Source organism: Yersinia sp. 2541 StPb PI, from assembly GCF_052217145.1.
In the GTDB taxonomy this organism is placed as follows: domain Bacteria; phylum Pseudomonadota; class Gammaproteobacteria; order Enterobacterales; family Enterobacteriaceae; genus Yersinia; species Yersinia enterocolitica_E.
On the sequence record NZ_JAZGQB010000001.1, the window covers coordinates 586,438 to 611,646 of the forward strand.

Below are 25,209 nucleotides of genomic sequence, written 5' to 3' on the forward strand. Positions count from 1 at the left end.
ATCAGTTACGGAATGGATTGCCACTACGCGCCGCTGCTGGTGCTGCGGTAGCTGGTTGGCTTACAGAAGTAGCACGCGGTGCTGATTGAGCACTTTCGCCATCAGCATAAGCATTCTGGTTGGCATTGTCCGGTGCGAGACTGGTGGCTGAAGTTGGCACTGGCTTGTCCAATACGCCATTCAGTTGCATCAGATCGTCCATATTCAATGTCCCCAACGCGGATTGGATGTTTAACTGATTAATCAGATAGTTATAACGCGCGTCAGCTAATTGCTGTTTGGATTGATACAAGTTAGTCGTTGCAGTCAATACATCCAGAATAGTACGGGTACCCACCTGGTATCCGGCTTCCATGGCATCTAATGAACTTTGGTTGGAAATGACCACCTGCTCATAAGCCTTGATACTACTGATGGAGGCTGAAATATTATTGAATGAGGAGCGTACAGTTTGCACCACACTACGGTGCGCACTTTCTAGCTGTTCACTGGCACCGACGAAATTGTACTGTGCTTGTTTCACCGCAGAATTGGTGGCCCCGCCGCTATACAGTGGCAAACTCAGTTGCACACCAATTTGGTTTTGCCCAGCATCATTATTCACTTGCTGGCTGGTTGGTGACCCCCCACTGTAACGTGTATTGGTTACAGAAGATGAGGCGGTCAAATCGACCGTCGGCATATAACCGGTTTCTGCTGACTTAATTTGCTCACGAGCCAAATCTTGGCTCAAACGAGCAGAAAGCAAGGCAAGGTTACGTTTTTCAGCTTCTTTCAATAAGTTAGTAACTGCTTGTGGGCGCTCAGTCTTCAAGCGACTCACATTCAGTGATGCCAATTCAGGATAATAAACACCGGTGATCTGGCGCAGGTTTTCCAACGCGTTATCCAAATTGTTACGGGCAGTCACTTCTGCTGCTAACACGGTATCGTAGCTGGCACGGGCGTTTTGCACATCGGTAATTGCGACTAAACCTACATTAAACCGCTGGGTCGTTTGGTCCAACTGGCGATAGACCGATTGCTTCTGTGCTTCGGTGTAAGACAGGCTATCAATCGCTCTGAGTACGTTGAAATAGGCTGTTGCCGTGTTCAGGATCAGTGCCTGTTCGTCGGTCTGGAATGTGACATCCTGAATACCCGCCGCCTTTTCCTGTAAGGTCAGGGCGCGCCATTTAGACATATCAAAAATAGTTTGAGTCAGTTGCAGGGAGCCTGATGTCGCGTTGCTATCCGGGCTATCGGATGCATCACGGAAACCATTAGTATGGCTGTAACCTGCACCCAAACCGAGCTGTGGTAACAGCGGGCTGCGAGCTTGATTAATTTTTTCATATGCAGCATCGCGGTCAGCAGCCGATTTGCGTAAATCCGGGTTACTATCCCTGGCTTGCTTATAAACTTGCAGCAAGTTCTCTGCCTGGCTCATGGTACTGAAACCAGCCAGACTCAGCCCGATAAGAAGGGGGAGCAGTTTCTTCATTTGCAGTCCTTGTTGTGCAGCATTTGTGCGGCAATTTTACTATGGTAGCTGTCGATAGACGATATTGTTGCCGATTCTATCAGAGTCTGCCAATGGGATAAGGTGGCTGATTGTGCCATCTCGCCTTAATTTACTTAAATCTATCACAAAGCTAAATGAGTATTCAGACAACTCATCTGTATCGAGCTATCTTGGTCAAATAATCTTTATCAAAATCATTTCTATCGGCTAACTCTATGCCTGCTATTTTAAAATCCTGTATACCCGTCATACTGCAAGCTGCATGTGCGTTAGCTGCTTTCGTTAACCCCAGTCACTTACTTATGTAAGCTTATAGGGGATTATGAGCCTCACCCTACGGGCCAGCGCAGGCGCTGTGCAAAATGGTTTACAACCAATTTGTCGCTCAATTGCCGCCTTCCTGCAACTCTAATTATTTAGGGTATAGCCTGTGTAGTTTGGCTGTCATCAAAAATCACAATTAAGCTTGGATACTTAAGTAAGGAGAACAGTTAATGACGTCAGTACAATCTTCACCGGTGACCTTTGACAAGAATGATGTGGAAATTATTGCACGTGAAACACTTTACAGTGGTTTTTTTTCACTGAATTTATACCGATTCCGCCACCGCCTGTTTAACGGTGAAATGAGTGGTGAAGTTAAGCGTGAAATTTTCGAGCGTGGCCATGCTGCGGTGTTGTTACCCTATGATCCGGTGCGTGATGAAGTGGTATTGGTTGAGCAATTACGGATTGCCGCCATTGACAGTAGCCCGTCACCTTGGTTATTAGAAATGGTAGCCGGAATGATTGAAGAGGGTGAAACCGTTGAGGCGGTCGCCCGTCGCGAGGCGCAGGAGGAAGCCGGAATTGACATTGGCCGCTGTAAGCCGGTGCTCAGCTATTTAGCCAGCCCCGGGGGCACCAGCGAACGTTTGTCTATTATGGTGGGCGAAGTTGATGCGACAACGGCGAAGGGCATTCATGGCTTGGCCGACGAAAATGAAGATATTCGAGTGCATGTTGTTAGTCGTGAACAAGCTTGTCGTTGGGTTGAAGAAGGTGCTATTGATAACGCAGCCTCAATCATTGCATTACAATGGTTGGCGTTGCACCATCAATCGCTGAGAGCAGAATGGCAGTCATAAAGAGAAAAAATAATGAGTAAGCGCTATACACCTGATTTCCCTGAGATGATGCGGATATGTGAAACTAACTTCGCACAATTGCGTCGTTTGATACCTCGCGTCGATGAAGTGGGCGAAAACGTGGCTTATCAGGTTAATGGCGGCAGTTATAGGCTGACAATTATTGAGTCAACCCGCTACACTTCGGTAGTAGAGATTGTGCAAACCGAGCCTGCGGTGAGTCACTGGAGCCTGCCATCGATGGTGGTGCGGCTTTATCATGATGCACAGGTCGCGGAAGTGTGTGCCAGTCAGCAGATCTACCGCTTCAAAGCAAGTTATGATTATCCGAATAAAAAGTTGCATCAGCGGGACGAAAAGCATCAAATTAACCAGTTTCTTGCTGACTGGTTGCGCTATTGTTTGGCGCATGGAGCGGTGGCAGTTCCGGTTTGTTAGACAGACTTATAACCTTGCCTACAGAGAGTGAAGAATCGTGATAATTCTGGTTGGGAAGGGTGCAAAAACAAGGACACCATTTGGAAAGCCTGTTTAAACTGCCTATGGCGAGTGGGGCCAAAGTCAGAATTTTACAAATAACAGATACCCACCTCTTCGCAGGTGAACATGAGACCTTGCTGGGTGTGAATACGTCCCGCAGTTATCGCGCTGTGTTGGATGCGATTATTGCTGAGCAACATCCATTTGATCTGATTGTTGCAACCGGTGATTTGGCGCAGGACCATTCGGTTGCTGCCTATCAAAATTTTGCGAAGGGTATTTCCCGTTTGCCGGCGCCTTGCGTATGGCTACCCGGTAATCACGATTTTCAACCGGCGATGGTAGATGCACTGGCGGATTCAGGCATTGCGCCTTCGAAGCAGGTTCTGGTTGGTGATAACTGGCAAATTCTGTTATTGGACAGTCAGGTATTCGGTGTTCCTTATGGTGAACTGAGCGATTATCAGTTGGAGTGGATGGAGCGTTGTCTGGTGGCTTACCCAGAACGCTATACGCTGATTTTATTGCATCATCACCCAATGCCATCCGGCTGCACTTGGCTTGACCAACACAGTCTGCGTAATGCGCATATGTTGGCGGCAGTGCTGGTTCGTTATCCGCGTGTTACCACCTTATTGTGTGGCCATATCCATCAAGATTTGGATCTCGATTGGTATGGTAAACGGCTGCTGGCCAGCCCTTCTACTTGTGTGCAGTTCAAACCGCACTGTACTAATTTTACGCTTGATACTGTGGCCCCGGGATGGCGCTACCTCGACTTACTGCCTGATGGAATACTTGAAACTGAGGTTCGTCGGTTAGCCAGTGATGAGTTCTGCCCGGACATGGACTCGGATGGTTATTGATGAGTACGCTTCTTTATATTCACGGCTTTAATAGCTCCCCCAGTTCGCTCAAAGCAACCACCTTTAAAAGTTGGTTGCAGCAGCACCATCCTCATATTGAGATGCTGACACCGCAATTACCGCCGTATCCGGCACAAGCAGCAGAAATGTTGGAAAACATTGTGATGGATAAAGCGGGGCAATCTATTGGTATTGTTGGTTCTTCCTTGGGCGGCTATTTTGCTACCTGGCTTTCCCAGCGTTTCAGCATTCCTGCGGTGGTTGTTAACCCGGCAGTGCGGCCTTTTGAGCTGCTCAGTGATTATCTGGGCGAGAATGAGAACCCCTACACAGGTCAACAATATGTGTTAGAGTCTCGACATATTTACGACCTGAAGGTCATGCAAATTGAAAAGTTGGAATCCCCAGATTTACTCTGGTTATTGCAACAAACCGGGGATGAGATCCTCGATTACCGTCAAGCGGTTGCTTATTACACCCCTTGCCGGCAAACAGTAGAATCAGGTGGAAATCATGCCTTTGTTGGCTTTGATCACTATTTCTCCCCGATTGTAACTTTTTTAGGGCTAGCGACTGCCTGATAACAGGCCGTATATGTGCCACCGATACAGCAGGTTTGGTATTACTACAATTTTGGTATTACTACCGTTGGGTATCGTTACTACAGTGGGTATTGCACTGGGGCCGAGATGGCCCACCAGGCATGTCACCGCCAGCCTTCCAACCATTAGCCGAATATTAATCAACCATGACTGAATCCAGCTATAACGCTGATGCCATTGAAGTACTCAGCGGTTTAGAACCAGTGCGTCGTCGTCCGGGCATGTATACGGATACCACGCGGCCAAACCACCTTGGTCAAGAGGTGATTGATAACAGCGTCGATGAGGCGCTGGCGGGCCATGCCCGGCGTATTGACGTTATTCTGCACGCCGATCAATCGCTGGAAGTGACTGATGATGGCCGTGGTATGCCTGTTGATATCCATCCAGAAGAAGGTGTTCCCGCCGTTGAACTGATTATGTGTCGGTTACACGCAGGCGGCAAATTCTCGAATAAAAACTATCAGTTCTCTGGTGGTTTGCACGGTGTAGGCATTTCAGTTGTGAATGCTTTATCCAAGCGAGTAGAGGTCACGGTGCGCCGTGATAGCCAAATCTACAGTATCGCCTTTGAAAATGGCGATAAAGTGCAGGAACTACAAGTTATCGGGACATGCGGTAAGCGCAATACCGGTACCAGCGTGCATTTCTGGCCGGATGTCTCATTCTTCGATAGCCCACGTTTCTCGGTTTCGCGTTTATCCCATTTGCTGAAAGCGAAAGCCGTGTTGTGCCCCGGCGTAGAAATCGTCTTTAAAGATCTGGTGAATAATACCGAGCAGCGTTGGTGCTATGCCGATGGCCTGACCGATTATCTGATGGAAGCTGTTGATGGCTTGATTACCCTGCCAGAAGCACCGTTTGTCGGCTCTTTTGCCGGTGATACTGAAGCGATTGATTGGGCGCTGTTGTGGTTGCCAGAAGGCGGTGAACTGTTGACAGAAAGCTACGTCAACCTGATCCCCACCATGCAGGGCGGAACTCACGTCAACGGTTTGCGTCAGGGTTTGCTGGATGCCATGCGCGATTTCTGCGAATACCGCAATATTTTGCCCCGTGGTGTCAAACTTTCGGCCGATGATATCTGGGAACGCTGTGCTTATGTGTTGTCAGTAAAAATGCAGGACCCACAATTTGCCGGCCAGACGAAAGAGCGGCTCTCCTCACGTCAGTGTGCTGCTTTTGTGTCCGGTGTGGTAAAAGATGCCTTCAGCCTATGGTTGAATCAGAATATACAAGCGGCAGAACAACTGGCTGAATTGGCCATTTCCAGTGCTCAGCGCCGTATGCGTGCGGCAAAAAAAGTGGTGCGTAAGAAGCTGACCAGCGGCCCGGCATTGCCCGGTAAATTGGCGGATTGTACTTCGCAGGATCTGAGCATGACCGAATTATTCTTGGTGGAAGGGGATTCCGCCGGTGGTTCGGCTAAACAGGCACGTGATCGTGAATATCAGGCGATCATGCCGCTGAAAGGCAAGATCCTAAATACCTGGGAAGTTTCGTCAGATGAAGTGCTGGCCTCGCAGGAAGTACACGATATCTCGGTAGCCATTGGTATCGATCCAGACAGCGAAGATTTGAGCCAACTGCGTTACGGTAAAGTTTGTATCCTGGCGGATGCGGACTCCGATGGTTTGCATATTGCCACCCTGCTGTGCGCCCTGTTTGTGCGTCACTTCCGGGCGTTGGTGCGCAACGGTCACGTTTATGTGGCGATGCCGCCACTGTATCGCATCGATTTAGGCAAAGAAGTGTTTTATGCCTTGGATGAAGAAGAGAAAACCGGTGTTCTGGAACAACTGAAGCGTAAACGCGGTAAACCCAACGTTCAGCGCTTTAAAGGGTTGGGTGAAATGAACCCGTTGCAGTTACGTGAAACGACCCTCGATCCGAATACCCGTCGTCTGGTGCAATTGACCATTGGTGATGATGATATTGATAAAACGCTAGCAATGATGGACATGTTGTTAGCGAAAAAGCGTTCCGAAGATCGGCGCAATTGGCTGCAAGAGAAAGGGGATACCGCTGAAATCGAGGTCTGATCGATGAAAGTGACGTTAGAAGAGTTGCAGGCATTTACCTCGGTAGTTGACTGCGGCTCGATTACCGCGGCGGCAGAGCAACGTAGCCAGACCACATCGGGTATCAGCCGTGCATTGAGCCGATTGGAGCAAAAGCTAGCGACCACTTTGCTACGCCGCACCACCCGCCGGTTGGAATTGACCGAAGAGGGCGAGCTGTTTCTCAGCCATGCACGCCAGATTCTTGGCGCGGTGGATGATGCTGAGGAACAGATTGCTCTGCGGCGGTTGAAGCCTGCTGGTCGGTTGCGAGTGAATGCAGCAGCCCCCTTTATGCAGCACGTTATCGTGCCGATGATCAGCGGCTTTCGCGCCTTATATCCGCAAATCATTCTTGAACTAAATACCGACGATCTTAATATCGATCTGTTGGAGCAACGTACTGATATCGCGATCCGCATTGGTGCTTTGCGCGACTCCACTATTCATGCACGTTTGCTGGGTGCCAGCCGGGTGCGTATTCTTGCCAGCCCCGACTATCTGCAATGTCACGGTACCCCGCACACTATTGATGACCTCGCAAATCACAGTCTGCTCGGTTTCACTCAGCCTGAATTCCTTAATCAATGGTCGCTACCTCATTTGCCAGGCGGGCATTCGTCGATTATCCCGAATTTAGCGGCTTCCAGCGGCGAAACGCTACGTTTATTGGCTTTACAGGGTGAAGGGATCGTCGAACTCTCTGATTTTATGACGCGTAAAGATCAACTGGCGGGGCATTTGGTTGAAGTTATGGCGGATCAAACTCTGGAAACCTGGCAACCGATCAATGCGGTGTATTATCGCAATACACAACTTGCCGCGCGGATTACCTGTTTTCTCGATTATGTGAGTGAGCAGATTCAGTTGCAGGGGAGCCATTGGCTCAGATATTAGCGGCTAACACCGCTGCAACTTCAAGCCAGAAGGGTATTAGCCAAAGTAATTTGAGTTGCAGCAAGGCAGCAAACGAATGAATCCCGATGAAGCTTACTCAAGTAAGTGATTCGGGTGAGTGAGAGCGGCTAACACCGCTGCAACTTCAAGCCAGAAGGGTATTAGCCAAAGTAATTGGAGTTGCAGCAAGGCAGCAAACGAATGAATCCCGATGAGCTTACTCAAGTAAGTGATTCGGGTGAGTGAGAGCGGCTAACACCGCTGCAACTTCAAGCCAGAAGGGTATTAGCCAAAGTAATTGGAGTTGCAGCAAGGCAGCAAACGAATGAATCCCGATGAGCTTACTCAAGTAAGTGATTCGGGTGAGTGATAGCGGCTAACACCGCTGCAACTTCAAGCCAGAAGGGTATTAGCCAAAGTAATTGGAGTTGCAGCAAGGCAGCAAACGAATGAATCCCGATGAGCTTACTCAAGTAAGTGATTCGGGTGAGTGATAGCGGCTAACACCGCTGCAACTTCAAGCCAGAAGGCTAAGATAAAATGTGAATGTTCACATCCAACACATCATCCTTAATCACTTCACGGTGTTGATGCATATGTTCCATCTGCAAATGTAACTCCAGATGATGCACACTTTGCCACTTCTCCAGCATGAAAATAGAGTCCGGCGAGTTCTTTTGCCAGTCAAGCTGGGTGGGAACGTCAACCATCGGCACATAACCGCCACAACCTTCCTCGGCCAGTACCGCCGGAATAAGCTTCTCAATTGCCAGTAATACTGCCTGACGGCGCCCTGGTTTGACTTTGATTTCTGCAAAAACGGTAATCATTACTGCCTCTATTTATCTCTGATAGGAAATCAAACGGCCTGATAGTTAAAGTTTTCGGCTAAATGCTGACGGTAACGGCTGATGTCACCTTCAATGTCTGGTTGTTTAATCACATCATTACACATAAATGTTGGCAGAGGTTCCATTCCAAGGAATTGGTTCGCTTTATGGAAATGCAGATAAACACCGTCAACGCCCACCCCATGGAAGAACTGTTTCGGGTCATTGAACGCTGCAAGTGGTGCGTTCCAGGTGACTGACAGCATGTAGGTTTTACCCTGAATCAAACCGCCAGAACCATAACCTTTAGTGGCATCAGAACGGGTACGGCCATCACTGGCATACAGTTTGCCGTGACCTGCGGTAAAGACGTCATCAATATATTTTTTCAGAATCCACGGTTCACCCATCCACCAACCGGGCATTTGATAAATAACGGTATCGGCCCACAGATATTTTTCAATTTCACTTTCAATATCATAGCCTTCATCAACCGTGGTGATTTTCACCTGATGGCCGTTTTCACGTAGAAAGTCGGCAGCGACATTCGTGAGCGTGAGGTTAAGCGCCCCTTTGGAGTGCGCAAACGCTTTCATGGCGTTAATAATTAATACATTACTCATTGATATAATCCTTGTGAAACGGGGGGCTAATAACCCAAAACAGCGGCCTACCCGGAATGCTGAGTATGCTAATGGTTTTTACGCGAGAGAAAAATGGACAATAATGCACAACACTATTGCTAAATAAGCAACAAAACCCTCTATTTAAACCTTTTAAACTGTAAATGTGCGAAGCTCCCCGCATTGGATTTCATATGACAGAAACAGCAGAACAACAGTTTTGAGGCAGCTCTCAGAACGAAGTTAATACCTGGTAGCATATAGCTGCGTACCAAGTTATAGCGGTACACTGCTTGTCTTTTAGCGACACTCGTTTACTCAGGTCAGCGCCATTATGTCCCCTCATACTTTGCTCGTGATTGATGATGATGAAGAGATCCGCAGCTTGCTGACGGAATACTTCACTAAAGCGAATTTTCGTGTGCTTTCGCTACCTGATGGCGAACATTTGCTGACAACATTGAAGCAGGAGTCCGTGGATTTAGTCATTTTGGATGTCATGTTGCCTGGTGATGACGGCTTCACCCTTTGCCGCAAAGCACGGCAAGTATCGGCAGTGCCGATCATCATGTTGACGGCGGCATCTGATGAAAGTGACAAAGTGATTGGGTTAGAGCTAGGCGCAGATGATTATCTGGCTAAACCGTTCAGTGCCCGCGAGTTGCTGGCGCGAGTTAAGGCGTTATTACGCCGTAATCAAATTGTGCAAAGCCCCGGCACTGAGGCACGATTTTTGTGTTTTAACGGCTGGAAACTGGATTTAGTCCGGCGGGAGCTTATTGATCCGCAAAAGCAGAGTGAGCCGTTGTCGGGGATTGAATTTACGTTGCTCTCGTTATTTTTACGTCATCCCAATCAGATCCTCGACCGGGATCAAATCTCTGAGATAACCCGCCGACGGGAAAATAACCCTTTGGAGCGGGGGATTGATGTGCAAATCAGCCGCTTACGTCAGCGTCTACAAGATAGCCAGCGCTTACTACTGCGTACCCTGCGTAATCAGGGTTACATGCTGTGTTGTGATGTTACCCGTGAATATTGATTCGGGCCGTTATGTCCGTTGGCTACAGGATATGTTCCGGCCACTCTGGCCGCGTTCACTTTTGAGCCGCATGCTGTGCATGCTGGTGATTGCCCTGCTGCTGGCAGAAAGTATCTCTGGTTCAATTTGGTATCGTCAGTTTAGTCTGCGCAATCAGGCCAGTCTGGAAAGTACTATCAAAGGGCTGGTGCAAGGGATGCTGACTAGCTACAACTTTATGTCATCTCTGCCGTATAACTACCGCCATTTAGTGTTGCAACAACAATTGGCGTTAGGTGGCTCGCAGTTTTTTATTTCGATCAATAACCATGTATTGGATGAAGTGCAATTGCTGAACAGTCAGGTCGCCAGAACCGTGGTCTCGCAGGCAAAACAAGAACTGCGAACACAATTAGGGGAACGGCAGGCGGCGATTATCTCCCTGACACCCGCAGATCAACTAAAAGTTTTTAACGCTGGAGTTCTGGTTGATAATCTCCCCCCTGCCTGGGTACGTTTTGGTATCACTACATCCCATAAAGATGCGCCAGTATTAGTCATTCAGTTACAACTGAATTCCAATGAATGGCTGTTTCTGGCAGCACCACTGCCACCGCCTTATGATCAGTTAGAAAGCCCGTTGTTTAGCCTGCGTCAGGTCGGCTTTACCCTGTGTAGTTTGCTTCTGGTTTTACTTTTTACCTGGTGGCTGATTCGGCGTGAACTGAAACCATTAGCACGGCTAGCCCATGGCGCACTTGAACTCAATAGTTCACTGGACAGTGAACCATTGCCAGAGGAAGGCAGTGCAGAATTGGTTACCGCGACCCGTTCTTTCAATCAAATGCAAAGCCGTCTGCGCGCTTACCTGCATAATCGTGAAATGCTATTTACCGCTATCAGTCATGACTTGAAAACCCCGCTAACCCGCCTACGGTTGCGGGTAGAAATGCTAGAAGATGAGACTTTGGGGAAAAAATTTGAACGGGATGTCGCTGACTTGGAAATGATGGTCAAAGGCGCACTGCAAAGTATGAAGGATACTGATTTACATGAAAATATGGAGTCCATAGATATCATGAATTTGCTAAGGCAAACGATGGACGCCTATCTCAATGTTACTGTTTCCGGTAAAGCCAGCCCGATCTTTGGCCGCCCTCTGGCGATTAAGCGCCTACTTAATAACATCGTGGAGAATGGGCTGAACTATGGGCAGCGAGTAGAAATAATCCTGTCAGATCACCGAGATTACATCATGCTGTTTATCCGTGATTTTGGCCCCGGAATTCTCGAGGAGCAGTGGGAGAAAGTATTTAAGCCTTACTATCGTTTGCAACAGGATAACCGTGGCAGTGGGTTGGGGCTTGCTATCTCACGTAGCATTGCCAGAGCACATGGTGGTGAAGTGACATTACGTAATCATCCCGCCAGTGGGCTGATAGTTGAAGTCCGTTTACAACGCTATAACTGAGTCTAATACGCATGTTAAAGACACTATCTCTTATTTTTCTGCTGTTGGTCGCGACCAATGCCACTGCCGTTAACGTTGAAGTCCTGCATTATTGGACTTCATCCAGTGAGCAGGCGGCACTGTTATCGGTAAAACAGGCGCTGGCCGAAAAAGGGGATAACTGGCACGATTTTGCTGTTGCTGGTGGCGCAGGAGAGAGTGCATACAGTGTATTGCAAACGCGTGCTATTGCCGGTAACCCTCCGGGGGCGGCGTTACTAGAAGGTAAGGCTATTGAGGAGTGGGCCAGACTGGGTTTTCTCTCTAGCCCTTATACGCCGGAGCAAACCGTTGAGTGGGATCAGGCTTTGCCTCTCGCCATCAAAGCCAACATTAAATATCGTGGTGAGTATGTTGCCGTACCGGTAAACATACATCGTATCAATTGGATGTGGATTAACCCGAAACCTTTCGCCAAATTGAAATTAGCCGTACCTACCACATGGGATGAGTTTTTTGCCGTAGCCGATAAGTTACAAGCTGCCGGGTACATTCCATTGGCACATGGCGGGCAGGCATGGCAGGACGCCACGGTGTTTGAGAATCTGCTGTTAGGCATGGAAGGCGGGGAATTCTACCGCCAGGTGTTTATGGAACAGCGCAGTAGTGCCATCACCAGCGAGAAGATGGTGCGAGTGCTGGAAAAGTTTCGCAAGCTTAAAGGTTATATCGACCCCGATGCCGCCAATCGTCCGTGGCATGAGTCGGTAGAAATGCTGCGCAGTGGTAAAGCTGCCATGATGATTATGGGCGACTGGGCCAAAGGCGAGATGATGCAGGATGGTGATAATCCCGGCCAAGCGTTTTTGTGTGCGCTGGCTCCCGGTACTCAGGGCTATTTTATTTATAACACGGACAGCTTTGCTATTTTGCAGCAAAACGGTAATCCAGTCGTGGTATCGGGCCAGCGCCATTTGGCTGATGTACTGATGGATAAGCAGTTTCAGGTTACGTTTAATAAACTAAAAGGCTCGATCCCCGCCCGAATGGATGTTTCTTTGCAGGATTTTGACTCCTGCGCGCAGCAGTCAGGCAAGGCGTTCCGTCAGGCGGAGGCCTCGGGTAAATTGCTGCCGAGTATGGCGCATTCGATGGCGACAGATGCACAAACCAAAGAGATCTTCTTCCACGTACTGAACTCCTTTTTTATCCATCCAGAGCAGACTCCGCAGCAGGCTGTGCAGCAGCTCAATACTGCCTTAATCGCGGTAAAATCTTAAGTTCAAGGCGTCAAAGCAGTACGCGCAAAATTAGAGAGTGCGAAAATAATTAGACCGTTAGCAATGTTAGCCAATGCTATTTAGCTTTTCCACCACCTCAGCGGAGAGTATCAATTCAGCACTGGCCAGGTTCTCCTGTAAATGTTGCGGTGATGACGTGCCAGGGATGAGCATGATATTTGGAGAGCGTTGCAGCAGCCAGGCAAGCGCAACCTGCATTGGCGTGGCCCCCAGTGACTGTGCGACTTCACTGAGTTGTGTCGACTGCAATGGTGTGAAGCCACCGAGCGGGAAAAAAGGAACCCAGGCGATATTCTGTGCAGCAAGCTCGTCGACAAGTAGGTCGTCATTGCGATTTGCCAGATTATACAAGTTCTGTACGCAGATAATGGGGGTGATTTTTTGGGCATCGGCGACCTGTTTTGCTGTCACGTTACTCAATCCAATATGGCGAATCAGCCCTCGCGCTTGCAGTTTGACCAGTGTCTCAAGGGGGGCGGCCAAGGAACCTTCTGCCGGTTGGTGGACAGCAAACATGCTACGCAAATTCACGACTTCCAACACATCAAGCCCAAGGTGACGTAGATTATCTTCGACCGCGCGGGTGAGTTCATCGGCGCTGAATGCCGGTAGCCAGTTCCCCGTCTTATCGCGTAGTGCGCCCACCTTGGTAACAATACACAGATCATTAGGATAAGGATGGAGGGCTCGTTTAATTAATTGGTTAGTAATATGCGGCCCATAAAAATCACTGGTATCAATATGTTGGACCCCTGATTTGATGGCGTCGCGCAACACCTGAATCGCCTGAGATTCATTCGAGGGTGGGCCAAATACACCTGGGCCAGCCAGTTGCATCGCGCCATAGCCGAGGCGATTAATCTGCCGATCGCCAAGTCGATAAGTAAGAGTACGTTGTGACATGGGATATCTCCTGAGTAAGTAACGCAATGATTGTAGCTGGCTTATAGCTGTGCAACTATCTGGCTAAATGAAGACAAGTTGTACGGAGTGGCGGACAATGCAAATTGATATTGCACTGCTTCATGCGGTGGTCGCGGTGGCAAAAGCGGGCGGATTTCGTGAGGCTGCACGCATGATAGGCAGTAATCCTTCGTATCTCAGCGATGCGGTGCGGCGGGTGGAACAGCAACTGGGTGTCCGGCTATTTCATCGAACCACTCGAACGGTGGCATTGACTGAGGTAGGTAGAGCACTGATGGAGCGGTTAATGCCTGCGATGAGCGAAGTTGATGCTGCACTGGATATTGTTAATCGCTTTCGTGATACCCCGTCGGGCACATTACGTCTAAATGTCCCTGTTAGTGCTGCGCGGTTGGTGTTGCCTGCCATTGTTCCTACTTTTTTGAAACGTTATCCAGACATTCAGTTAGAAGTGGTGGCCGAAAGCAACGTGCAGGACGTATTCCGTGATGGCTGCGATGCGGGTATCCGCTATGATGAATGTCTCGAGCAGGATGTAATTGCGCTTCCGATAGGAAAACGTCAGCAGCGCTTTGCTGTTGCCGCAGCTCCTGAGTATCTCGACCTGCATGGTCGGCCGGAACATCCGAGCGAACTCCTTAACCACCTCTGTATTCGTGGCCGTTATGCCAGCGGCATAGTGCCTGAATGGGAGTTTGAGCGAGACGGCGAGGTGGTGCGAGTTAAGCCAAATGGCCCGCTAATGGTTAGCATTGGTGCTGCCGTTGACCTTGCGGTGGCAACGGCGATTGCTGGCGGTGGGATAATCTATCTATTTGAAGAGTGGCTGCGACCCGCGATTGAACGTGGCGAACTTGAAGCAATTCTAACCCCCTGGTGGCAGCAGTTTTCAGGCCCATATCTGTACTATCCCGACCGTCGTCTTATCCCTTCACCACTCAAAGCGTTTATTGATTTTATCCGCGAACTAAATGGTTAACCATTTAGCGCCGCCATTATCTGGCGTCTGAAGCCAACCGGGTGATCATCAGGGTCTTAAGATAATCCGTCGCTTGAGTTTCAGCCCCCTGATCTATTTTGAATTATGGGATTATTAAATTCCCTCCGGCTCGTCATTTTCCTCATTGTTGGGTGTTTCACTGTCAACGACAAAATGAACGATTCCCCGCTTTCCCGCCGCCAGTGCCTGTTGAACCAATTCGCGGGCTGTAGGGATTTCATCTCGGTCTAGCACTGTTTCCGCCAGCATCTGCATATTGGTACCAGTAATCACTTCAAATTGAGGTTGATGCACACTCAATTGGACTGCACTGCGAAATGGGGAGCCCCCGAGCAAGTCGGTGAAGAACACCACACCGTGCTCAACAGGTAATGTATCCAGTGCCTGCTGTAACGCATGGTCTAGCTGTTGAGTACTCATACCGACCGGAAAGTCGACCGCAATGATTTGCGGTTGTGGGCCAATGACTTGTTCCACCGCGTTATACAATCCACTGGCAAAACGCCCATGGCCGGTGATGATAATGCTTACCATAAAAGGTCCTTGGGCGCTGGCCGTTAGCCAGCGCATTAAAGATTGAGACTGATTGAGGTGCTACAACACACCGAGCCATGACAGTGCGATAGACAATACAAAAGTCACCAGAATGAGCGTAACCGGGCTGACTTTCTTGGCGCGCAACAGGTAATACATCAGCAAGGTGTAGACCATGGGCAGCAGATTTGGGAAGACTTTGTCAAAGAAGGCTTCCTGAATAGAGACCTCGTGGCCCGCGGTCACCGCGACTTTTGCCGCCACGGTAATATGGACATACGAAGCAATCAGCCCACCAACGACTGTCACACCAAGGATGGTCGCTGCTCTGGAAATAGCCCCCGAACTGGCACGCAGTTTATCGATGGCTCTTACCCCCAAGGTGTAGCCCAGATGGGTCCATACCACGCGCAGTAAAAATAGCGCCAGATAAACCACGAAGAAGATGATTGGCCCCAAAATACTGCCCTGACTGGCAAAAGAGGCACAAACCCCCGCGACAATCGGCAATAAAGTGAACCAGAAAATAGCATCACCAATTCCCGCCAGTGGCCCGAACAACGCCACTTTCAACCCTTTGATCAGGTCTCGACTTTCGTGGCGTTCCTCCAGAGAGATCAGTAACCCCATCAGGAAACCAACCGCATTGGTGTTGGTATTAATAAACTCCAGATTATCTTTCATGGCGGCAGACAGAGCGGCTTTGTCATTGCCATAAATCTTCTTCAGCAACGGGGCTTGTGCACTAGCAAAACCAGTCGCCTGCATACGTTCGTAGTTAAAACCGGACTGTAACAGTGCTGACCGAAAACCCAATTTGGTGATATCCCGGCGCGTCAACTTGGTGGTTGGTTCAGTGTTGGCATCTGTCGTTGTTGGCAAGGTATTAGATTCCATCATTCATCTCCTCAGGAGCGGCAGCAGCATGGGCGGCTTTTTTCTGTTGGTTGTAATATTCGTAGATAGCGAAAGCCGTTCCCAGTAGCGCAACAGGCAACAGATTCTGTACCGGTATAAAGGTGACAAACAGGAAACCAATAATAAAGAAAGGGGTGAACGGGGTTTTCATCATAACTTTCAACAGTAAGCCGAAACCAACCGCAGGCAAGATACCACCGGCAACCTCAAAGCCATGAGTCAACCAGACTGGCATTGATCGTACCAGGCTTTGCATCGCGCCCTGTGAAACGTAAGCGCACAAGAATGTCACGGCGGCATAAGTCACAGCAACAATGGCGGTTAACAACAAGTTCAGCCGCCCGAGAGCTGCGCCATCAGCTTCTTCTGCATAACGGTCAGCCTTCTGCATAAAGAAGGAAAATGCTGAGTAATAGAACAAAATGATGTATTGCATTAAGAAGCTAAAGGGCAGGCCCAGTCCGATGGCCGTTTTCGCGTCGACACCGGTGCTGTGGGCAATCACGGTCGTCATAATACCTGCCAACACTGGGTTTGGTGGTTGGGTACCGCCAATCGGGGTCAGGCCAGTAAAGGCCAGTTCGGTCAATGCACCGGTAATCAAACCCGTTTGGATATCACCGAGAATGGCACCCGTTAAGGTACAAACGATTAGCGGGCGGAAGATATACAACGCTTCCAACCAAAAATCGATCCCGACAATCAGTGCCATGATTGCCAGCCCAATACCTTGCATCATTGTTATTTCATGCATAAATAATTCCGTCACCAAAGGCGTTGTAGGGCAGGGTATTATCGGATTAAGTCCGAGACTCTCAGATTGCTATACCCTGATGCGGCGGCTTTTTACTGGACTTTATCTTTGCCGTCACTCGGTGTGTCCTGAATAAAGACATTTACGTTATGCTGTTGAATTGCGTGCAGGTTGGCCAGATCGTTATCATCGACATACACTTTTTTGGTTAGCGGACGTTTGCCTTCCGAAAAATGCATATTCCCGACGTTCACGTCGCGGATAGGTACCCCGCCCTCAACCAAGCGGCGAGCTTCATCCGGTGTGCGACAGACGATAAAAATCTTCTGTTCAGCAGAGGCTTTACCAATAACATCAATGGTTTTCTGGATGGAGAAGAAACGGATCCCTAACCCCATGGACTCGGCGGTCATCGACATAATTTGCTGTTGGAGTTTGTCCTGCGCGACACCGTCGTCGGCAACTAATAACAGGTTTGCCCCAAGAGATGAGGACCACGCCACGCCGACCTGACCGTGAACTAACCGGTTATCGATGCGTAACAGCAGAATGTTGGGTGATGCCATGGGTATTCTCCTACTTCTATTGCAAGCGAAACGACATTGACTGCAAGCAAAAACGACATTGTCGCTGTGTGTTGATTTGCACGCCGTCGTCCCAACCACCGTTATCGGGGGAGCAAGTAAAAGTGGAAGGAAGTCCAGCGCATAGCCAGTATATGAAGGGAAGAGAAGCGGTAGGCTACATGATGATATCGTTTTGTTACCCCGTTGATAGAAAGGGCGGCAGATGTTGCAAGCTTGAAAGATAATGCTGTAAAGCTGAAAGATTGAGTTTATCTGTGGGTTGTGACAGTAACCCCGCAGATGAGGTACTATCGCGGGCAGAAATCGACAATGAACTTGCGGTGCCGATCCGCTGAAGCCAGTGATCGCCATCCCAGAGTCTGAGGATAATTGAGTAATGAGTGATTTGACTCATGACGGTGCAGAACGCTTACCGCTGCACACCTTTACTGAAAACGCCTATCTGAACTATTCCATGTACGTCATCATGGATCGGGCGTTGCCGTTTATCGGCGATGGTTTGAAACCGGTACAACGGCGTATTGTCTATGCGATGTCCGAGCTGGGGCTAAACAATAGCGCCAAATTCAAGAAATCAGCTCGTACCGTGGGTGACGTGTTAGGTAAATACCATCCACATGGTGACAGTGCTTGCTATGAAGCGATGGTATTGATGGCGCAGCCTTTCTCCTATCGCTATCCGCTGGTGGATGGGCAAGGGAACTGGGGGGCACCGGATGACCCTAAATCCTTTGCCGCCATGCGTTACACCGAATCTCGTTTATCCAAATACGCTGAAGTTTTACTGGGCGAACTGGGGCAGGGGACGGTTGACTGGGTGCCAAACTTCGACGGCACCATGCAGGAGCCGAAAATGCTGCCTGCGCGCCTGCCTAATATTCTGCTAAATGGTACTACGGGCATCGCCGTCGGTATGGCAACCGATATTCCGCCACATAACGTGCGTGAGATTGCACAGGCGGTACTGGCACTGATTGATAAACCCACGGCTTCACTGGAAGAGTTGCTGGAGTTTGTACAAGGGCCGGATTTCCCAACTGAAGCCGAAATTATCACGCCGCGTGATGAAATTCGTAAAATTTACCAGAATGGCCGTGGTTCAGTCCGTATGCGGGCATTGTGGAAGAAAGAAGACGGCAGCGCGGTAATTACTGCGTTACCGCATCAGGTTTCTGGTGCCAAAGTGCTGGAACAGATCGCCAGCCAGATGCGCGCCAAGAAATTGCCAATGGTTGAGGATTTACGCGATGAATCTGACCATGAAAACCCTACACGTCTGGTAATAGTTCCACGTACCAACCGGGTCGATCTGGATCAAGTGATGAACCACCTGTTCGCTACCACTGATCTGGAAAGAAGTTATCGTATCAATATGAATATGATCGGTCTGGATCATCGCCCATCAGTGAAAGGGCTATTAGATATCCTGACTGAGTGGCTGGTATTCCGCCGCCAAACGGTACGTAACCGCCTGAATTACCGCTTGGAAAAGGTACTGAAACGGCTGCATATTTTAGAAGGTTTATTGATTGCCTTCCTTAATATTGATGAAGTTATTCATATCATCCGCACTGAAGATGAGCCAAAGCCACTGCTGATGCAGCATTTTGCCATTTCGGAAACGCAGGCTGAAGCTATCCTCGAATTGAAACTTCGCCATTTAGCCAAATTGGAAGAGGTGAAGATTCGTGGCGAGCAGGATGAATTAGCCAAAGAGCGTGATCAACTACAGGCATTGTTAGCATCAGAACGTAAACTCAACACGCTGATTAAGAAAGAGATTCAAGCTGACGCGGCCGCTTACGGTGATGATCGCCGTTCACCATTGACCGAACGTGGTGAAGCCAAAGCGATGAGCGAACATGACATTGTCCCTTCAGAGCCGGTTACCATTGTACTGTCTGAAATGGGTTGGGTGCGCAGTGCCAAAGGCCATGATATTGATCCGAGTGGATTGAGTTATAAAGCGGGTGATAGTTTCCGTGCTGCGGCTCGCGGTATGAGTAACCAACCGGTGGTGTTTATTGACTCAACTGGCCGTAGTTATGCATTGGATCCGCTGACCTTGCCTTCTGCGCGTGGGCAAGGGGAGCCACTGACCGGTAAGCTGACTCCGCCGCCGGGAGCAACCATTGAACAGGTATTGATGGCACCGGATGACCAGAAATTATTGATGGCATCGGATGCCGGTTATGGCTTCGTCTGTACCTTTAATGATTTAGTTGCTAAAAACCGTGCAGGTAAGACCATGATAACCTTGCCGGAAAATGCCAAAGCGTTGACGCCGTTAGAAATTCATGGGCCGGATGACATGTTGTTATCTATTACTGCCGCCGGTCGTATGTTGATGTTCCCGGTCGCGGATCTGCCTGAGTTATCAAAAGGTAAGGGTAATAAGATAGTCTCCATCCCATCGGCACAAGCGGCTGCGGGTGAAGATCGTCTGGCATGGTTGTTTGTCCTGCCACCTCAGACCTCCATCACTCTTCATTTTGGTAAACGTAAGCTCACCTTGCGCCCAGAAGACTTACAGAAATTCCGGGCAGAGCGGGGTCGGAAAGGTTCGCCGTTACCACGTGGCTTGCAGCGTATTGATCGGGTTGATGTTGATGCGCCGCCAGTACCAACCAATACCGAAGAGTAATCGTCGCTAGAAATGAATGACCACCCGGCTTGAGTTGCTGTGGTGGTCATTATTATATTGTTAGTCAGGCATCACCCCGTGAATGTAATCGATGGCAGGCGCAATTTGCGTGCGTTGTCGCGTTACATAATTATGGCGATGAATCTGCGCGGTATTTTGTGGGTAAGCCGTTATACTAGCGTCGATCGCATGTCTAAGAGTGAGTGTTTAAGAGGTTGTTATGCTATTAATTTTGCGCACGGTGCTGGCAGTTTTATATTGTATTCTGGTGTGTGTGTTTGGTTCGATTTATTGCCTGTTTAGGCCGCGAAACCCACGTAATCTTGCGACGTTTGCGCATCTGTTCGGTCGGATGTCGGTATTGTTCGGGATTACAGTTGAACAACGTATCCCCAAGGAAGCGGCGGACTACGGTACCTGTATTTATATCGCCAACCATCAAAATAATTACGATATGGTCACCATGTCGAATGTGGTTCAGTCCGGTACGGTCACGGTGGGTAAAAAGAGCCTGCTATGGGTGCCTCTGTTTGGCCCGCTATATTGGCTGACTGGTAACTTGCTGATTGATCGTGATAACCGCGCCAAGGCGCATGGCACTATTGCTCAGGTGGTTGAGCAGGTCAAAAAAAGAAATGTTTCTATCTGGATGTTCCCAGAAGGTACACGTAGCCGTGGCCGTGGGTTATTGCCATTTAAGACCGGTGCTTTCCATGCCGCTATAGCTGCTGGTGTGCCTATTGTGCCTATTTGCGTGTCCAGCACCAATAATATCAATTTAAACCGCTGGTCAAATGGCAAAGTCATTGTAGAGATAATGCCGCCCGTTGATACCAGTGGCTATGGCAAAGAGCGCGTGCGTGAATTATCGGAACATTGCCGCAACCTGATGCTGGCTAAAATTGAGCAGCTCGATGCCGAAATTGCCCAACAGGCAGAGCAGCAAGCGGCGGGAAAATAATACTATTGGCTTTTATTGATAGGTTATTGCGCGGCTTGTTTTGCTTAAAGTAAATTTTGGATTTCCATTTAAACGACTCTGGTCGTGAGCGTTTTGCCGTCCTTCAGCGTTATTCGCAGTCAGGCAAAATTTTGCAGTAGGTTTGATTGTGGTTTTCACGGAGAAGATATGTCACTCAGTCGTCGCCAGTTCATTCAGGCTACGAGCTTAGCGCTAGGCGCAGGTTCGCTGCCATTGAGGGCACAGGCTAATAGTACCCAGCAACCCCCATTACCGGTTCCACCCTTATTGGAGTCTCGTCGTGGGCAACCGCTGTTTTTGACGCTACAGCGTGCACATTGGGCATTCAGTGGCGGTCAAAAAGCCGCAGTCTGGGGGATTAACGGCATGTATCTGGGGCCGACAGTCAGGGTTTTCAGCGGCGATGATGTGAAGCTGATTTATAGCAACCGTCTGGCTGAACCGGTATCCATGACAATCAGTGGGTTGCAGGTTCCTGGTACTCTAATGGGTGGCGCGGCACGTATGATCTCCCCTGGTGTTGACTGGTCGCCGGTATTGCCGGTACGGCAAGCGGCCGCAACCTGTTGGTACCACGCCAATACCCCTAACCGTATGGCACCTCATGTATATAACGGGCTGGCAGGGATGTGGCTGGTGGAAGATGAAGTCAGTAAAGCGATGCCATTGCCGAGTCATTATGGTGTCGATGATTTCCCGATTATTATTCAGGACAAGCGGCTTGATAATTTTGGCGTGCCTGAATATGACCCGCCAGCCAAAGGTGGCTTTGTTGGCGATACATTGCTGGTCAATGGGGTGCAAAGCCCGTTTGTCGAAGTCTCTCGTGGTTGGGTTCGATTACGTCTATTAAATGCCTCTAACGCTCGTCGTTACATCTTGCAACTCAGTGATGGCCGCCCTTTGCATGTTGTTGCCAGTGATCAGGGTTTCTTGCCTGCGCCCGTGGCCGTACAGCAGCTTTCGCTGGCTCCCGGTGAGCGGCGCGAAGTGGTGATTGATATGTCACAAGGCAATGAAGTCTCCATCACGGCGGGTGAATCTGCCGGTATCATGGATAGGCTCCGTGGGCTGTTCGAACCCTCAAGTATTTTGATTTCTACGCTAGTGCTAACATTAAAACCAACCGGTTTATTGCCGCTGGTGACCGATAATCTGCCGATGCGTTTATTAGCCGACCAGATTTTGGACGGCAACGTGATTCGTTCCCGTGAGTTCCGTTTGGGTGATGATTTACCGGGCATTAACGGCGCTATTTGGGATATGAGCCGTGTGGATGCTCAGGCCCAGCAAGGGACTTGGGAGCGCTGGACTCTGCATGCCGACATGCCACAGGCATTCCATATTCAAGGGGTCTCCTTCCTGGTGAAGAATGTCAACGGCGCGCCGGCGATGGCCGAGGATCGCGGCTGGAAGGATACTGTTTGGGTTGATGGTGATGTAGAGCTACTGGTGTATTTCAATCAGGTTTCCTCTGAGCACTTCCCGTTCTTGTACTACAGCCAGACACTTGAGATGGCGGATCGTGGCTCTGCGGGGCAGTTAGTGACACAGGCCGCACCAACACTTGGGTAAGGCGTTAGGTTAAGGGTTACCGGGTTCGGTTGATATAAGATTAGTGCTTACTTGGCCTCAGATGAGCAAAGAGCGAATATCAACCGCAACCTAATCCACTCTACATTCACTCACTTGATGGTGTGAGCCTGGTAATCAAAAGATATATCCTTCCTCTTTACGTGGAGAAATGCGTATAATCGCCGCCCGGTGATGATTTCTTAACCCGAACCACCTCAACTTTCCTCAATTCAAAGAGTGTTGCCATGAGTACCAGCTTGATCCAACCAGAACGTGACCTGTTTTCCTATCAGCCTTATTGGGCTGAATGTTATGGCACCGCGCCATTCTTACCCATGTCACGGGAGGAAATGGATATATTGGGCTGGGACAGTTGCGACATTATTGTTGTCACCGGCGATGCCTATGTGGATCACCCCAGCTTTGGCATGGCGATCATTGGTCGTATGCTGGAGGCGCAAGGCTTCCGGGTTGGAATTATTGCTCAGCCGGACTGGACCAATAAAAACGATTTCATGCGGTTGGGTGAACCCAATCTGTTCTTCGGCGTTACGGCTGGCAACATGGACTCGATGATCAACCGTTATACAGCCGATCGTAAGTTGCGCCACGATGATGCCTATACGCCGGATAATCAAAGCGGTAAGCGACCTGATCGGGCCACTTTAGTCTATAGCCAGCGCTGCAAAGAAGCGTATAGCCATGTGCCGGTATTGCTCGGCGGTATTGAGGCCAGCTTGCGCCGCATTGCTCATTATGACTATTGGTCTGATACTGTGCGCCGTTCGGTTATCGTGGATGCCAAAGCGGACATGTTGGTCTACGGTAATGGCGAACGGCCTTTGGTTGAAGTGGCTCATCGCCTGGCGGCGGGTGAGAAAATTGCCGATATTCAGGATGTTCGCAACACGGTTGTGATGCGCAAAACTGCATTACCGGGCTGGAGTGGGGTTGATTCTACTCGCCTGGACAAACCGGGGCGTATTGAAGCCATTCCCAATCCGTACGGTGAAGATCTGCCGTGCGCCACTGATAGCATTCCTGAATCCGAAGCTAAACCGGTTACTGTTCGTGCCGCCAAACCCAAACCATGGGAAAAGACCTACGTCTTGCTGCCTTCTTATGAAAAAGTGAAGGCAGACAAAGTGTTATATGCCCACACCTCGCGGATTTTGCATCATGAAACCAACCCCGGTTGTGCACGGGCCTTGATGCAAAAACATGGTGATCGCTATATTTGGATTAACCCACCGGCTATTCCACTGAGTACGGAAGAGATGGACAGCGTGTTTGCGCTACCCTACCAGCGTGTGCCGCACCCAGCCTATGGCAAATCGCCGATCCCCGCCTATGACATGATTCGCTTCTCGATCAACATTATGCGTGGTTGCTATGGCGGCTGTTCATTCTGCTCTATCACTGAGCATGAAGGGCGTATTATTCAAAGCCGCTCTGAAGATTCTATTATTCGTGAAATCGAAGAGATTCGCGACAAAGTCCCTGGTTTTACCGGTATTATCTCTGATCTCGGTGGCCCAACGGCTAACATGTATATGCTGCGCTGCCAGTCACCGAGGGCAGAACAGACCTGTCGGCGTGCATCCTGTGTTTATCCTGAGATTTGCCCGCATATGGATACTAACCATCAGCCGACTATCTCTTTGTACCGCCGGGCGCGTGATCTTAAAGGGATTAAAAAGATCCTGATCGCCTCGGGGGTCCGCTATGACTTAGCAGTAGAAGATCCGCGCTATATCAAAGAATTAGCCAGCCATCATGTGGGTGGATATTTGAAAATTGCACCGGAACACACCGAGGAAGGGCCACTTTCCAAAATGATGAAACCGGGAATGGGCAGCTATCAACGCTTTAAAGAGTTGTTTGATACCTATTCCAAGCAGGCAGGTAAAGAGCAGTATTTGATCCCTTATTTCATCTCTGCCCATCCGGGCACTGAGGATAAAGATATGGTCAATTTGGCGCTATGGCTGAAGAAAAACCGTTTCCGTCTGGATCAGGTACAGAACTTCTACCCGTCGCCACTGGCTAACTCTACGACCATGTATTACACCGGTAAAAATCCGCTGGCGAAAGTGGATTATAAAAGTGAAGACGTCGTTGTACCGAAAGGGGATCGCCAGCGGCGGTTACATAAGGCCTTGCTGCGTTATCATGATCCGGCTAACTGGCCAATGATCCGTACTGCATTAGAGGAGATGGGGTTGCAACATCTGATTGGCGGCCGCCGGGAATGCCTGGTTCCGGCAGCGACAATCGAGGAACAACGTGAAGCTCGTCGGGCGCTGCGCCACCATACTCCGGCCCTGACGAAGCACACTGCTATCACCCGCCAGCGTCAGCCAGGTAGCCGAAGCACAACGTCTGCTATCAGCAAAAAACCGCAGGTTGCCAGTAGCACGCCAGTGGCAAAACCGTCAGTAAGCAAAACTGGGGCGAGAAAATCCCCGGCAAATCAGACGGCTGCCGGCGCAAAGGGCAAAGCTAAGCATCATTAAACTGAATACATCGC

At 49.5% G+C, this 25,209-nt stretch carries 22 protein-coding genes; 14 read left to right on the plus strand and 8 right to left on the minus strand.

Annotated elements, in window-relative coordinates; genetic code table 11:
* Window position 1 precedes the first annotated feature (1 nt).
* The gene (gene tolC / locus V1953_RS02570; protein ID WP_083162381.1) at window positions 2-1,483 is read right to left on the minus strand and encodes an outer membrane channel protein TolC; all 1,482 of its coding nucleotides are present in this window, start codon (window positions 1,481-1,483) and stop codon (window positions 2-4) included.
* Window positions 1,484-1,998: 515 nt separating this feature from the next.
* Here tolC and nudF point away from each other — a divergent pair.
* The 6 genes from nudF (at window position 1,999) to V1953_RS02600 (ending at window position 7,536) form a co-directional block, all read left to right on the plus strand.
* On the plus strand, window positions 1,999-2,631 hold the full coding sequence (gene nudF, locus V1953_RS02575; protein WP_083162382.1) for an ADP-ribose diphosphatase: 633 nt from the start codon (window positions 1,999-2,001) through the stop codon (window positions 2,629-2,631).
* Between the two features lie 12 nt (window positions 2,632-2,643).
* Window positions 2,644-3,069: a DUF1249 family protein gene (locus V1953_RS02580; RefSeq protein ID WP_050086674.1), complete on the plus strand. Its 426-nt coding sequence runs from the start codon at window positions 2,644-2,646 to the stop codon at window positions 3,067-3,069.
* 80 nt (window positions 3,070-3,149) lie between these two features.
* Window positions 3,150-3,977, plus strand: a complete 828-nt coding sequence (gene cpdA / locus V1953_RS02585; RefSeq protein ID WP_083162384.1) for a 3',5'-cyclic-AMP phosphodiesterase — start codon at window positions 3,150-3,152, stop codon at window positions 3,975-3,977.
* Window positions 3,977-4,558: an esterase YqiA gene (yqiA, locus tag V1953_RS02590; protein WP_372560484.1), complete on the plus strand. Its 582-nt coding sequence runs from the start codon at window positions 3,977-3,979 to the stop codon at window positions 4,556-4,558. Before cpdA ends, yqiA begins: the two co-directional genes overlap by 1 nt.
* A gap of 167 nt (window positions 4,559-4,725) precedes the next feature.
* Window positions 4,726-6,621: a DNA topoisomerase IV subunit B gene (gene parE, locus V1953_RS02595; protein ID WP_083162386.1), complete on the plus strand. Its 1,896-nt coding sequence runs from the start codon at window positions 4,726-4,728 to the stop codon at window positions 6,619-6,621.
* Window positions 6,622-6,624: 3 nt separating this feature from the next.
* Complete coding sequence (locus tag V1953_RS02600) at window positions 6,625-7,536, plus strand: LysR family transcriptional regulator (protein ID WP_083162387.1); 912 nt, start codon at window positions 6,625-6,627, stop codon at window positions 7,534-7,536.
* Between the two features lie 530 nt (window positions 7,537-8,066).
* Here V1953_RS02600 and V1953_RS02605 read toward each other — a convergent pair.
* Together V1953_RS02605 and V1953_RS02610 are read right to left on the minus strand one after the other, a co-directional pair.
* A complete protein-coding gene (locus V1953_RS02605; protein ID WP_420072773.1) occupies window positions 8,067-8,366 on the minus strand; it encodes a putative quinol monooxygenase in 300 nt (99 codons plus the stop codon).
* Between the two features lie 29 nt (window positions 8,367-8,395).
* Window positions 8,396-8,989 carry an NAD(P)H-dependent oxidoreductase gene (locus V1953_RS02610; protein ID WP_083162389.1) on the minus strand — a complete coding sequence of 198 codons (594 nt, stop codon included), beginning with the start codon at window positions 8,987-8,989 and terminating at the stop codon, window positions 8,396-8,398.
* Window positions 8,990-9,323: 334 nt separating this feature from the next.
* Here V1953_RS02610 and V1953_RS02615 point away from each other — a divergent pair, with 334 nt between their 5' ends.
* From V1953_RS02615 to V1953_RS02625, 3 genes are read left to right on the plus strand one after another with little or no spacing between them, the layout of a single operon-like run.
* Window positions 9,324-10,031: a response regulator gene (locus V1953_RS02615; RefSeq protein WP_050086662.1), complete on the plus strand. Its 708-nt coding sequence runs from the start codon at window positions 9,324-9,326 to the stop codon at window positions 10,029-10,031.
* The gene (locus tag V1953_RS02620) at window positions 10,012-11,481 is read left to right on the plus strand and encodes an ATP-binding protein (protein ID WP_442850609.1); all 1,470 of its coding nucleotides are present in this window, start codon (window positions 10,012-10,014) and stop codon (window positions 11,479-11,481) included. Before V1953_RS02615 ends, V1953_RS02620 begins: the two co-directional genes overlap by 20 nt.
* Window positions 11,482-11,492: 11 nt before the next feature.
* Window positions 11,493-12,740 (plus strand): ABC transporter substrate-binding protein, encoded by a 1,248-nt coding sequence (locus V1953_RS02625; protein WP_420072774.1) that lies wholly within the window; start codon window positions 11,493-11,495, stop codon window positions 12,738-12,740.
* A gap of 66 nt (window positions 12,741-12,806) precedes the next feature.
* On the opposite strand, the gene V1953_RS02630 is transcribed toward V1953_RS02625, so the two are convergent.
* Window positions 12,807-13,664 carry an aldo/keto reductase family oxidoreductase gene (locus V1953_RS02630; RefSeq protein ID WP_442850610.1) on the minus strand — a complete coding sequence of 286 codons (858 nt, stop codon included), beginning with the start codon at window positions 13,662-13,664 and terminating at the stop codon, window positions 12,807-12,809.
* Between the two features lie 97 nt (window positions 13,665-13,761).
* Here V1953_RS02630 and V1953_RS02635 point away from each other — a divergent pair, with 97 nt between their 5' ends.
* Window positions 13,762-14,664, plus strand: a complete 903-nt coding sequence (locus tag V1953_RS02635) for a LysR family transcriptional regulator (RefSeq protein WP_083162392.1) — start codon at window positions 13,762-13,764, stop codon at window positions 14,662-14,664.
* Between the two features lie 114 nt (window positions 14,665-14,778).
* On the opposite strand, the gene agaF is transcribed toward V1953_RS02635, so the two are convergent.
* From agaF to agaB, 4 genes are all read right to left on the minus strand, one after another.
* The gene (gene agaF, locus V1953_RS02640; protein WP_083162393.1) at window positions 14,779-15,219 is read right to left on the minus strand and encodes a PTS galactosamine/N-acetylgalactosamine transporter subunit IIA; all 441 of its coding nucleotides are present in this window, start codon (window positions 15,217-15,219) and stop codon (window positions 14,779-14,781) included.
* A 60-nt stretch (window positions 15,220-15,279) separates the two neighbouring features.
* Complete coding sequence (gene agaD / locus V1953_RS02645) at window positions 15,280-16,116, minus strand: PTS galactosamine transporter subunit IID (RefSeq protein WP_420072780.1); 837 nt, start codon at window positions 16,114-16,116, stop codon at window positions 15,280-15,282.
* A complete protein-coding gene (gene agaC, locus V1953_RS02650) occupies window positions 16,106-16,891 on the minus strand; it encodes a PTS galactosamine transporter subunit IIC (protein WP_083162397.1) in 786 nt (261 codons plus the stop codon). Before agaC ends, agaD begins: the two co-directional genes overlap by 11 nt.
* Before the next feature lie 92 nt (window positions 16,892-16,983).
* Entirely contained in the window at window positions 16,984-17,457 is a 474-nt protein-coding gene (gene agaB, locus V1953_RS02655; protein ID WP_004390117.1) for a PTS galactosamine transporter subunit IIB, read from the minus strand.
* A gap of 397 nt (window positions 17,458-17,854) precedes the next feature.
* Between agaB and parC the strand changes: the two genes are divergently transcribed.
* The 4 genes from parC (at window position 17,855) to V1953_RS02675 (ending at window position 25,195) form a co-directional block, all read left to right on the plus strand.
* Window positions 17,855-20,122, plus strand: coding sequence for a DNA topoisomerase IV subunit A (parC, locus tag V1953_RS02660; RefSeq protein ID WP_442850611.1), 2,268 nt, complete (start codon window positions 17,855-17,857; stop codon window positions 20,120-20,122).
* A gap of 220 nt (window positions 20,123-20,342) precedes the next feature.
* Window positions 20,343-21,083, plus strand: a complete 741-nt coding sequence (locus V1953_RS02665; protein WP_083162401.1) for a 1-acylglycerol-3-phosphate O-acyltransferase — start codon at window positions 20,343-20,345, stop codon at window positions 21,081-21,083.
* A gap of 168 nt (window positions 21,084-21,251) precedes the next feature.
* On the plus strand, window positions 21,252-22,679 hold the full coding sequence (gene ftsP / locus V1953_RS02670) for a cell division protein FtsP (protein ID WP_442850612.1): 1,428 nt from the start codon (window positions 21,252-21,254) through the stop codon (window positions 22,677-22,679).
* A 245-nt stretch (window positions 22,680-22,924) separates the two neighbouring features.
* Window positions 22,925-25,195: a YgiQ family radical SAM protein gene (locus V1953_RS02675; RefSeq protein ID WP_083162405.1), complete on the plus strand. Its 2,271-nt coding sequence runs from the start codon at window positions 22,925-22,927 to the stop codon at window positions 25,193-25,195.
* Window positions 25,196-25,209: the final 14 nt, after the last annotated feature.

What these genes read in the sequence shown, in the direction of transcription:
- V1953_RS02635 (WP_083162392.1), top strand. Translation starts at nt 13,762, where the DNA reads ATGCAAATTGATATTGCACTGCTTCATGCGGTGGTCGCGGTGGCAAAA.
- tolC (WP_083162381.1), bottom strand. Translation starts at nt 1,483, where the DNA reads ATGAAGAAACTGCTCCCCCTTCTTATCGGGCTGAGTCTGGCTGGTTTC.
- parC (WP_442850611.1), top strand. Translation starts at nt 17,855, where the DNA reads ATGAGTGATTTGACTCATGACGGTGCAGAACGCTTACCGCTGCACACC.
- agaF (WP_083162393.1), bottom strand. Translation starts at nt 15,219, where the DNA reads ATGGTAAGCATTATCATCACCGGCCATGGGCGTTTTGCCAGTGGATTG.
- V1953_RS02605 (WP_420072773.1), bottom strand. Translation starts at nt 8,366, where the DNA reads ATGATTACCGTTTTTGCAGAAATCAAAGTCAAACCAGGGCGCCGTCAG.
- V1953_RS02630 (WP_442850610.1), bottom strand. Translation starts at nt 13,664, where the DNA reads ATGTCACAACGTACTCTTACTTATCGACTTGGCGATCGGCAGATTAAT.
- nudF (WP_083162382.1), top strand. Translation starts at nt 1,999, where the DNA reads ATGACGTCAGTACAATCTTCACCGGTGACCTTTGACAAGAATGATGTG.
- agaB (WP_004390117.1), bottom strand. Translation starts at nt 17,457, where the DNA reads ATGGCATCACCCAACATTCTGCTGTTACGCATCGATAACCGGTTAGTT.
- ftsP (WP_442850612.1), top strand. Translation starts at nt 21,252, where the DNA reads ATGTCACTCAGTCGTCGCCAGTTCATTCAGGCTACGAGCTTAGCGCTA.
- V1953_RS02580 (WP_050086674.1), top strand. Translation starts at nt 2,644, where the DNA reads ATGAGTAAGCGCTATACACCTGATTTCCCTGAGATGATGCGGATATGT.
- agaD (WP_420072780.1), bottom strand. Translation starts at nt 16,116, where the DNA reads ATGGAATCTAATACCTTGCCAACAACGACAGATGCCAACACTGAACCA.
- agaC (WP_083162397.1), bottom strand. Translation starts at nt 16,891, where the DNA reads ATGCATGAAATAACAATGATGCAAGGTATTGGGCTGGCAATCATGGCA.
- V1953_RS02610 (WP_083162389.1), bottom strand. Translation starts at nt 8,989, where the DNA reads ATGAGTAATGTATTAATTATTAACGCCATGAAAGCGTTTGCGCACTCC.
- yqiA (WP_372560484.1), top strand. Translation starts at nt 3,977, where the DNA reads ATGAGTACGCTTCTTTATATTCACGGCTTTAATAGCTCCCCCAGTTCG.
- V1953_RS02625 (WP_420072774.1), top strand. Translation starts at nt 11,493, where the DNA reads ATGTTAAAGACACTATCTCTTATTTTTCTGCTGTTGGTCGCGACCAAT.
- V1953_RS02665 (WP_083162401.1), top strand. Translation starts at nt 20,343, where the DNA reads ATGCTATTAATTTTGCGCACGGTGCTGGCAGTTTTATATTGTATTCTG.
- parE (WP_083162386.1), top strand. Translation starts at nt 4,726, where the DNA reads ATGACTGAATCCAGCTATAACGCTGATGCCATTGAAGTACTCAGCGGT.
- V1953_RS02615 (WP_050086662.1), top strand. Translation starts at nt 9,324, where the DNA reads ATGTCCCCTCATACTTTGCTCGTGATTGATGATGATGAAGAGATCCGC.
- V1953_RS02600 (WP_083162387.1), top strand. Translation starts at nt 6,625, where the DNA reads ATGAAAGTGACGTTAGAAGAGTTGCAGGCATTTACCTCGGTAGTTGAC.
- V1953_RS02675 (WP_083162405.1), top strand. Translation starts at nt 22,925, where the DNA reads ATGAGTACCAGCTTGATCCAACCAGAACGTGACCTGTTTTCCTATCAG.
- V1953_RS02620 (WP_442850609.1), top strand. Translation starts at nt 10,012, where the DNA reads ATGTTACCCGTGAATATTGATTCGGGCCGTTATGTCCGTTGGCTACAG.